Source organism: Rhizobium sp. WYCCWR 11146, assembly GCF_013591995.1.
Taxonomy (GTDB): domain Bacteria; phylum Pseudomonadota; class Alphaproteobacteria; order Rhizobiales; family Rhizobiaceae; genus Rhizobium; species Rhizobium indicum.
On the sequence record NZ_JACCEY010000019.1, the window covers coordinates 513141 to 521636 of the forward strand.

Below are 8496 nucleotides of genomic sequence, written 5' to 3' on the forward strand. Positions count from 1 at the left end.
GATGGTGCTCACCTTCCTCGATTGATATCCGGATTTAGATTTTAGGCCGATCCGGCCTAAAATCATTCTGTTAGAGCGACTGCGATCCATTATGTGGTGGAGTAGGACCTACTGGATGTCCAGCAGCCGCTCGAGATAGCGCCGTTCCATTTCCTGCGGCGGATTGTTGCCAAGCTTTTCGCGGATCGCGTCAAGGATTTCTCGCGCCCGCTGAACGTCGATTTCGTCAGGCACCTTCACGTTATCGCCGAATTCAGGTCCCTGGGTCCGGCGTGGCCGGCCGAGCGGGTCGCGGCCGTTCTGGTCGCCCTGGCCAACCTGGCCGTTCGGACCTTGACCTTGTTGGCCCTGCTGCGCCTGCATCATCTGGTTCATCATGTCGCGGGCGCCCTGGCGAAGTGCTTCGAGCGCGCGGCCCTGGCCCTCGACGGCCGGCTGGCCGCGGCCCTGGCCGAGTTCACGGCCGGCGCCTTCCATCTCACGCTGCGCCTGGCCGAAGCCCGGGCCGGGCTTCATGCCCATCTCGCCGAGGCTCTTCTGCAATTCGCCGAGCTGCTTGCCGAGCGCATCCTGCTGGGCGCGCAGCTGTTTCAGCGCCTCCCGCAGCTGCTCGGCCGTCATCTGGTCGGAGGGCTGCTCACCTTCCTTGCCTTGCTGGCCCTGCTGCTGGTCCCGTGGCTCGCCGTTCTCTCCGGGATTCATCTCGTCGAGCAGCGGATCGTTTTCGCCCACGTCAGGCTCGCCGCGCTGCATGCGGTCCCTGAGCTGCTGGTCGAGCCGGAAGGTCTGTTCCATCAGCTTCTGCTGGTCGCGCAGGATCTCGCCGAGCTTGTCGATCTGTTTGCGGGCTTCGCTGTTTTCCTGGCCCTGCTGACCGCGCTGCGGGCGGCCCGCCTGCAGGTTGTTCATCATCCGCTGCAATTCCGACAGCATCTGCTGGGCCGCGTCACGATTGCCGGAGCGGGCGAGATTCTCGATCTGGTCCATCATCCGTTCCAGATCCTGCTGGCGCAGGATATTCTGCGCATTCTGGTTCGGTTGCATCGGCGCGTTCTGCATGCGCTCTGCAAGCTCGGTCATATAGTCCTGCATCGCCTTGCGCAGCTCGTCCATCAGCTTCTTGATCTCCGCGTCGGGAGCGTTGCGGTCCAGCGCGTCGGCAAGCTTCTGCTGGGCTTCGCGCAGCTTGCGCTCGGCAAGCGAGAGATCGCCGTCCTCCATGCCGAGGGCGATCTCCCAGAGATATTGGGCCGTATCCTTCAGCGCATCCTCGCCCTTTGCGAGCTTCATGCGCGTCAAAGCGGATTCGAGCAGCAGATAGTTGGTGAGCTTGGGGATCGTCTCCTCGGGGCGGATGGTCAGCGCCTCGTTCAGGGCGATCGCCTGCGGCATCTTGCGCGTATCGAGCGCGAAAACCTGCCGCTCCTCGGCGACGGCCGCGGCAAGCGGCTCGTTGAAGGGCCGCGACGGCAGCACCATCTCATGCGGCGGGCTGCGGCCGGTCTGGCCGGCGGCATCCTTGGCGACGAGGGTGATGCGCACGCGCTTGCCGGCGAGCGGATGTTCGGTCAGGTTCCGGCTGGTCACGCCCTTGGCGTCGCGGGCGTTGCGGCGGGGGACATCCAGCCGGTACTCCGGCAGCGGATAGAGCGGCGTTGCCGTCGGATCGTTTTCCAGAGGAACGATCTCCGCATGCGCCTCCTGGACGCCGTAATCGTCCTTGACGGTGAAACCGATTTCGAGCGCGCCGTTGACGCTGGGCTTCGGCAAACCGTCGAAGGCAATCTCAGGCGCCTTGTCGGGGAGAACGTCGAAGCTCCAGCGGCGGCCATTGACCTCGAGTGCACCATTCTCCTGAAGCTTCATCATATGCGTCTGCGCGACGAGAGCCTGGCTGGTGGGTGCCGCCGTCGGCTGCTCGCTGGCTGATGCCGCCGTCTGCTGCGGCTTGGTATCGGCCTGCACGGCGATATCCTGCGCCTCGCCGTTCGCCTTGCGGAACACGACCTTTTCGGCCGTCTTTCCGCCGCTGACGCGCACAGTGAGGCCTGAAAACTGCGGAATGCCGATCGGCGCCTGCTCGCTGCCATCGGCGGTCAGATAGATCGGGGCGCGGCCGGTATAGGAAGGCGGCGTCACCCAGGCGTCGATGCGCACCGCCGGATCGCTGACCACCTGCTCGGGTGCTGCCTGCAACGCGTCGCGGATCGAGCCGCCGTTGATCGACAGCGAATAACCGAAGGCCGTGACGAGCAGCAGCGCCGGGACGGCGCGCAACGCGAAACGGTCATGCGTGGCAATATCAGGCCGCGGCAGTCCGGCATCGAGTGCCGCGATCTTTTCGGCCATGCGCGTCTGGTGCTCGCGCCAGAGCGCCCGGCCGAAGGGCGTATCGAAGGCCGGCTCGTCTTCCTGGACGGTGACCGGCTGGTGCGGCAGGCCGTTGCGCTCTTCCAGCATGCGGTCGGCTTCCGCGACTTTCGGCCAGCGCAGGGTGCGGAAGGGGAGGAGTGAAACCAGAAAAGCGGCGGCAAAGGCAATCAGCAGCAGGATGCGCAGCCAGTCCGGCACGCTGCGGAAGAGGCCGAACCAGGAGGCAGAGAGATAAAAGGCGATGACGGACAGTACCGGCATCAAAGGCGGCAGCAGTTGCTCGAAAAAGAGCACGATTCGCGCCAGCAGTCGTTTCGTCGTCACCAGCCGGGCAAGCGAGGGACGATAGGCAAATGCGCCTTTCTTCTGCAGCGAGGGGCTTGTCATCGGTCCGGTCTCCGCGATCTGGCGTTCTGGAACAGAGGGCGCTTCCGGCGATTGCAGGGCAATACGCTCATGAACGAAAGGATAACACTCTTTGTGGCGAAGGCGAGGGCGAGCGGCCGGCAATACCGGCTTTTCACGTTTATTCGCCAAAAAGTGATGGCTACTTAAAGCGCGTCGCGATCTTTCAGATTGCTTCGCGCGCTTTAAATCTTTGTTTTACGCATGTCGTAGTCGCAAAATCGCTGCCCACTTTTGCCCGAAAATCGATTCCGATTTTCGGGCCGATGCGCTAGAACAGGATGATTTTAGGCCGGGTCGGCCTAAAATGTGAATCCTGTTCTACATTATATAGTTAGAGCATGATGTCGTCCGAAAACCGCTCACACTTTTCGGCATCATGCACTAGTCGAGCCAGACCGGAACGGAGTCGAGGCTGATCAGTTCGGCATAGGTTCTGCGCGGTCGAATCGTGTGGAAATCGCTGCCCCTGACCAGAACTTCGGGCACCAGCAGGCGGCTGTTATAGGTGCCGGCCTGGACCGCGCCATAGGCGCCGGCGCTGCTGACGGCCATCAGGTCGCCGGGCTTCGGCATCGCCATCTCGCGGTCGAGCGCCAGATAGTCGCCGGTCTCGCAGACGGGACCGACCACGTCGGCGCGGATGCGCGGCGCGTTTGCCGCCGAAATCGTTACCGGGCGAATCTCGTGATAGGCTTCGTAGAGCGTCGGGCGGATGAGATCGTTCATCGCGCCGTCGACGATGACGAAGGTCTTTTCGCCGCCGTCCTTCACATAGAGGACCTCAGTCACGAGGATGCCGGCATTGCCAACGATCAGGCGGCCGGGTTCGGTGATGATCTTGCAGTCCAGGCCGCGCAACTGGTTCTTGACGATTGCCGCATAGGCATCCGGCAGCGGCGGCGGATTGTTGTCGTCCTTGTAGGGAATGCCGAGGCCGCCGCCGATATCGACGTGGTGGATGGTGTGGCCGTCGGCGCGCAGCGTCGCGACAAGGTCGTGCAGTAGCTTGAAGGCGTCGTCGAAGGGCTGCAATTCGGTGATCTGGCTGCCGATATGCATGTCGATGCCGGTGACCTCGATGCCCGGCAGCTTGGCGGCATGGGCATAGATGGCGCGGGCGCGCTCCCAGGAGATGCCGAACTTGTTTTCCTTCTTGCCGGTCGAGATCTTGGAATGCGTCTTTGCATCGACATCAGGGTTGATGCGGAAGGAGACCGGCGCTTTCTTGCCCGCGCTGACGGCGCGCTGATTGAGGATCTCGAGTTCAGGCTCGGATTCGACGTTGAAACAGTAAATGCCGGCTTCGAGAGCGAAATCCATCTCGGATGGGGTCTTGCCGACACCTGAGAACATGATGCGATTTGCCGGGATGTCGGCGGCAAGCGCGCGGCGCAGCTCTCCCTCCGAGACGACGTCGATGCCGGCGCCGAGGCGGCCCAGCGTCTTCAGCACCGCCTGGTTCGAATTCGCCTTCATCGCATAGCAGACCATGGAGTCCATGTCGGCGAAGGCTTCCGAAAAGACGCGGTAATGGCGCTCCAGCGTTGCGGTGGAGTAGACGTAGAAAGGGGTGCCGACCGCCTTGGCGATCTCGGGAACGGGGACGTTCTCCGCATGAAGGACGCCGTCGCGGTACTCGAAATGGTTCACGGGTTTATGCCTTAAAGAAGGGGATCGAGAAGGAAGGGCTTGTCGACGGTTCCCGGCCGTTTCGTCGGCTTGGAAACGTCGCCTTCCTTGGTTGCCGCAGCGCTCGGCGGATCGAGGTCGCCCTTGCGCCCGCATCCGGCAACGGCAAGGCCGATGACGGCGAGAACCGCCGTCAGGCGGACGAGGTGCGGCAAGCTCTTCATGGATATCCTCTTCTGCGGCATGTGATGGCATCATTCATATCGAATAATGGACATCTTCATAGCGAAGTTTATCCGCCTTGTGCACCCTGATTGTTGGCGGTCTTTGCGCGCCCCGCAGGAAGGGCGCGGCGGTTTTTCGCCACGCCTGGTATCTCTTAGTTGCGGGCGCGCCAGAAGGCGATCTGCCTGCGCACTTCGGACGGCGCGGTGCCGCCGAAGCTCTTGCGACTGGCGACCGAGGCCTCGACGGTCAGCACGTCGTAGACCTTGTCGGTGATGTCGGGATGGATCGCCTGCAGATCGGAGAGCGGCAGCTCGGCAAGGTCGCAGCCTTTGCTTTCGGCGAGTGCGACGGCGCGGCCAGTGACGTGATGGGCGTCGCGGAAGGGAAGGCCCGCTTCACGTACCAGCCAGTCGGCAAGATCGGTCGCCGTCGAATAGCCGGAGCCGGCCGCCGCCTTCATGCGCGCGGTATTGACGGTCATATCGCGCACCATGCCGGTCATGGCGGCAATTGCCAGTTCCAGACTCTCGGCGGCGTCGAAGACCTGTTCCTTGTCTTCCTGCATGTCCTTGGAATAGGCGAGCGGCAGGCCCTTCATGATCGTCAACAGCGCCACCAGCGAGCCGTTGATGCGGCCGGTCTTGGCGCGCACCAGTTCGGCCGCATCCGGGTTCTTCTTCTGCGGCATGATCGACGAGCCGGTCGAGAAGGCGTCGGAGAGACGCACGAAACCGAATTGCGGGGTCGACCATATGACGATCTCTTCCGCCAGACGCGACAGATGCATGCCCGCAATCGCCGCGATCGACAGGAATTCGATGGCGAAATCGCGGTCGGAGACCGTATCGATGGAGTTGCGGGTCGGCTCGCGGAAACCGAGCGCCTTGGCCGTCATGTGGCGGTCGATCGGATAGCCGGTGCCGGCAAGTGCGGCGGCACCGATCGGGCTTTCATCCAGATGCTCGATAGCGTGGCGCACACGCGAGCGATCGCGGCCGAACATTTCGACATAGGCCATGCAGTGATGGCCGAAGGTAACGGGCTGGGCTGCCTGCAGATGGGTGAAGCCCGGCATGACGCTTTCGGCATGTTCTTCGGCGCGGTCGAGGAAAGCCGCGATCAGGCCGGTCAGCATCTGCTCGGTCTTCTGCAGCTCTTCCTTCACCCAGAGACGGAAGTCGAGCGCCACCTGATCATTGCGCGACCGGGCGGTGTGCAACCGGCCGGCCGCCGGTCCGATCAATGTCGCCAGGCGTGCTTCGACATTCATATGGATATCTTCGAGCTGACGCGAGAATTCGAAATTGCCGCTTTCGATCTCTGACAGGATCGTGTTTAGCCCGTGAACGATCTTGTCCTTATCTTCGGCGGAAATGATCCCCTGATGGGCGAGCATTGTCGCATGGGCAATCGAACCGCGGATATCCTGCGCGAATAGCTTCTTGTCGAAACCGATCGAGGCATTTATCTCCTCCATGATCGCGTCCGGGCCGGAGGCGAAGCGACCGCCCCACATCTGGTTGGAGGATTTGGTGTCCGTGGTGTCGTCGGCCATGAAGGTGTCCGCCTTGAGGATGCATGTCCAGGAGAATGAAATGACGACAAGAAAACCCCTCGGGCTGCCATCCCTGAAATGGATCGCGATGGCCGCCGTTGCGGGTGTCGTTGCCGGTGCGGCAGCGGTATACGTGAAGGAGACGGGGATTGGCAATGGCGGCGGCGAAACGGCGTCAGCCGAATGCAAGCTTGCCAAGGATCGCGTCGCCAGCGTCACACCACTGATGAAGGGACAGGTGGCCGCGATGGTCGCCGCCTACGAGCCGCGCAAGCTGACCGCGGTCTCCTTCAACGGGCCGGATGGCAAGCCGCTGACGCTCGATCATTTCGCCGGCAAGACCGTGCTTCTCAATCTCTGGGCGACATGGTGCGTTCCGTGCCGCGAGGAGATGCCGGCGCTGAACGCGCTTGAGAAGGAGATGGGCAGCGACAGGTTCCAGGTCGTGCCGGTCAATATCGATAGCGGCGACGACGAGAAGCCGAAGACCTTCCTTGCGGAGATCGGCGTCGATGCGCTGCAGCTCTATCGCGACAATACGATTTCGGTGTTCAACAATCTGAAGAAAGAGGGCCTCGCCATGGGGCTGCCGGTGACGCTGTTGATCGATGACAAGGGATGCCTGATTTCAGCAATGAACGGGCCGGCTGCCTGGGACAGCGAGGATGCCAAGGCGCTGATCAAGGGCGCGATCGGGTCGTAGCGCCGCGGGCGCTGATGAGGATGCTTCGAGCAGCAGAAGTTTACCGCGTCGGGACCGGCACTTCACCGCGATAGTCATAGAAGCCGCGGCCGGACTTGCGTCCGAGCCAGCCGGCTTCGACATATTTCACCAGCAGCGGGCAGGGACGATATTTCGAGTCCGCCAGGCCGTCATGCAGCACCTGCATGATCGAGAGGCAGGTGTCGAGGCCGATGAAATCGGCAAGCTGCAGCGGTCCCATCGGATGGTTGGCGCCGAGCTTCATCGCCGTATCGATGGCGTCGACCGTGCCGACGCCCTCATAGAGCGTGTAGATCGCTTCGTTGATCATCGGCAGCAGGATGCGGTTGACGATGAAGGCCGGGAAATCCTCGGCGACGGTGATGGTCTTTTCCAGCGTGCCGACGAATTGCTTGGCGGCGGAAAAGGTCTTCTCGTCGGTGGCGATGCCGCGCACCAGTTCAACCAGCTTCATCACCGGCACTGGGTTCATGAAATGTATGCCCATGAAGCGCTCGGGGCGGTCGGTGGCGGCAGCAAGCCGGGTGATGGACAGGGAAGAGGTGTTGGTGGCAAGCAGTGCTTCCGGCTTCAGGACCGGACAGACCTGGGTATAGATCTTGCGCTTGACCGTTTCATCCTCGGTGGCGGCCTCGATGACGAGATCGGAGGGGGCGAGATCATTGACATCGGACGAGCCTGTGATGAGCGACAAGGTCGACTTGCGCTCCTCTTCGGTCATCTTGCCGTTCGTCACCAGGCGGGCCAGGTTGCCGTTGATGGTGGCAAGACCGGATTCGATGCGGTCCTGCGAGAGATCGTAAATGTGAACCCTGTAACCTGCGGCGGCCGAAACATGCGCGATGCCGCAGCCCATCTGGCCGGCACCGATAATACCAATATTCTTCAACACCGCATTCATCTCCAAACCCCCGCACGGCATTCGCCCCCGCGCCGCCGCATTTTTCTAGCAATGCTGCCGGACGAAGGATCGCCCGGCAGCAGTAGTAGCCCGATAAAAGATAATTTTCCAGTCATTCGCAAGTGCGAAAGAAAAGCATTTGACGCGGTCAGAGCGCCTTTTGCAATTCCGGCAGGGCGTCGAAGAGATCGGCGACCAATCCGTAGTCGGCGACCTGGAAGATCGGCGCCTCCTCGTCCTTGTTGATGGCGACGATGACCTTCGAATCCTTCATGCCGGCCAGATGCTGGATGGCGCCTGAAATGCCGCAGGCAATGTAGAGCTGCGGCGCCACCACCTTGCCGGTCTGGCCGACCTGCCAGTCGTTCGGCGCATAGCCGGCATCGACGGCGGCTCTGGATGCGCCGACGGCAGCACCGAGCTTGTCGGCAAGCGGCAGGATAACTTCCTTGAACTTCTCCGCCGAGCCGAGTGCGCGGCCGCCGGAGATGATGATCTTGGCAGAGGTCAGTTCCGGACGGTCGGAGGCCGACAGCGCGTCCTTGACGAAGGTCGAAAGCCCCGGATCGGAAACCGCCGAGATTGCCTCGACGGTCGCCGAACCACCTTCCGGTGCGGAGGCAAAGGATGCGGTGCGCACGGTGATGACCTTCTTGGCATCGCTCGCCTGTACCGTCT

At 62.2% G+C, this 8496-nt stretch carries 7 protein-coding genes; 1 reads left to right on the forward strand and 6 read right to left on the reverse strand.

Going from position 1 to position 8496, the window contains the following annotated elements; all coding sequences use genetic code 11:
• Positions 1–108: 108 nt before the first annotated feature.
• The 4 genes from HX899_RS15645 to argH all read right to left on the reverse strand — a co-directional run bounded on the left by HX899_RS15645 (position 109) and on the right by argH (position 6193).
• A complete protein-coding gene (locus tag HX899_RS15645) occupies positions 109–2760 on the reverse strand; it encodes a TIGR02302 family protein (protein ID WP_181292785.1) in 2652 nt (883 codons plus the stop codon).
• A gap of 402 nt (positions 2761–3162) precedes the next feature.
• A complete protein-coding gene (gene lysA / locus HX899_RS15650; RefSeq protein WP_181292786.1) occupies positions 3163–4431 on the reverse strand; it encodes a diaminopimelate decarboxylase in 1269 nt (422 codons plus the stop codon).
• 11 nt (positions 4432–4442) lie between these two features.
• On the reverse strand, positions 4443–4655 hold the full coding sequence (locus HX899_RS15655) for an LPS translocon maturation chaperone LptM (protein ID WP_017995323.1): 213 nt from the start codon (positions 4653–4655) through the stop codon (positions 4443–4445).
• Positions 4656–4789: 134 nt separating this feature from the next.
• A complete protein-coding gene (gene argH / locus HX899_RS15660; RefSeq protein WP_181292787.1) occupies positions 4790–6193 on the reverse strand; it encodes an argininosuccinate lyase in 1404 nt (467 codons plus the stop codon).
• A gap of 40 nt (positions 6194–6233) precedes the next feature.
• On the opposite strand from argH, the gene tlpA reads away from it, so the two are divergent.
• Positions 6234–6896, forward strand: a complete 663-nt coding sequence (gene tlpA / locus HX899_RS15665; protein WP_130665178.1) for a thiol:disulfide interchange protein TlpA — start codon at positions 6234–6236, stop codon at positions 6894–6896.
• Positions 6897–6936: 40 nt separating this feature from the next.
• Here tlpA and HX899_RS15670 read toward each other — a convergent pair whose 3' ends face one another.
• Together HX899_RS15670 and HX899_RS15675 are read right to left on the reverse strand one after the other, a co-directional pair.
• Positions 6937–7818: a 3-hydroxybutyryl-CoA dehydrogenase gene (locus HX899_RS15670; RefSeq protein WP_012759170.1), complete on the reverse strand. Its 882-nt coding sequence runs from the start codon at positions 7816–7818 to the stop codon at positions 6937–6939.
• A gap of 148 nt (positions 7819–7966) precedes the next feature.
• A partial coding sequence (locus HX899_RS15675) for an electron transfer flavoprotein subunit alpha/FixB family protein (RefSeq protein WP_181292788.1) occupies positions 7967–8496 on the reverse strand: 530 nt, incomplete at its 5' end.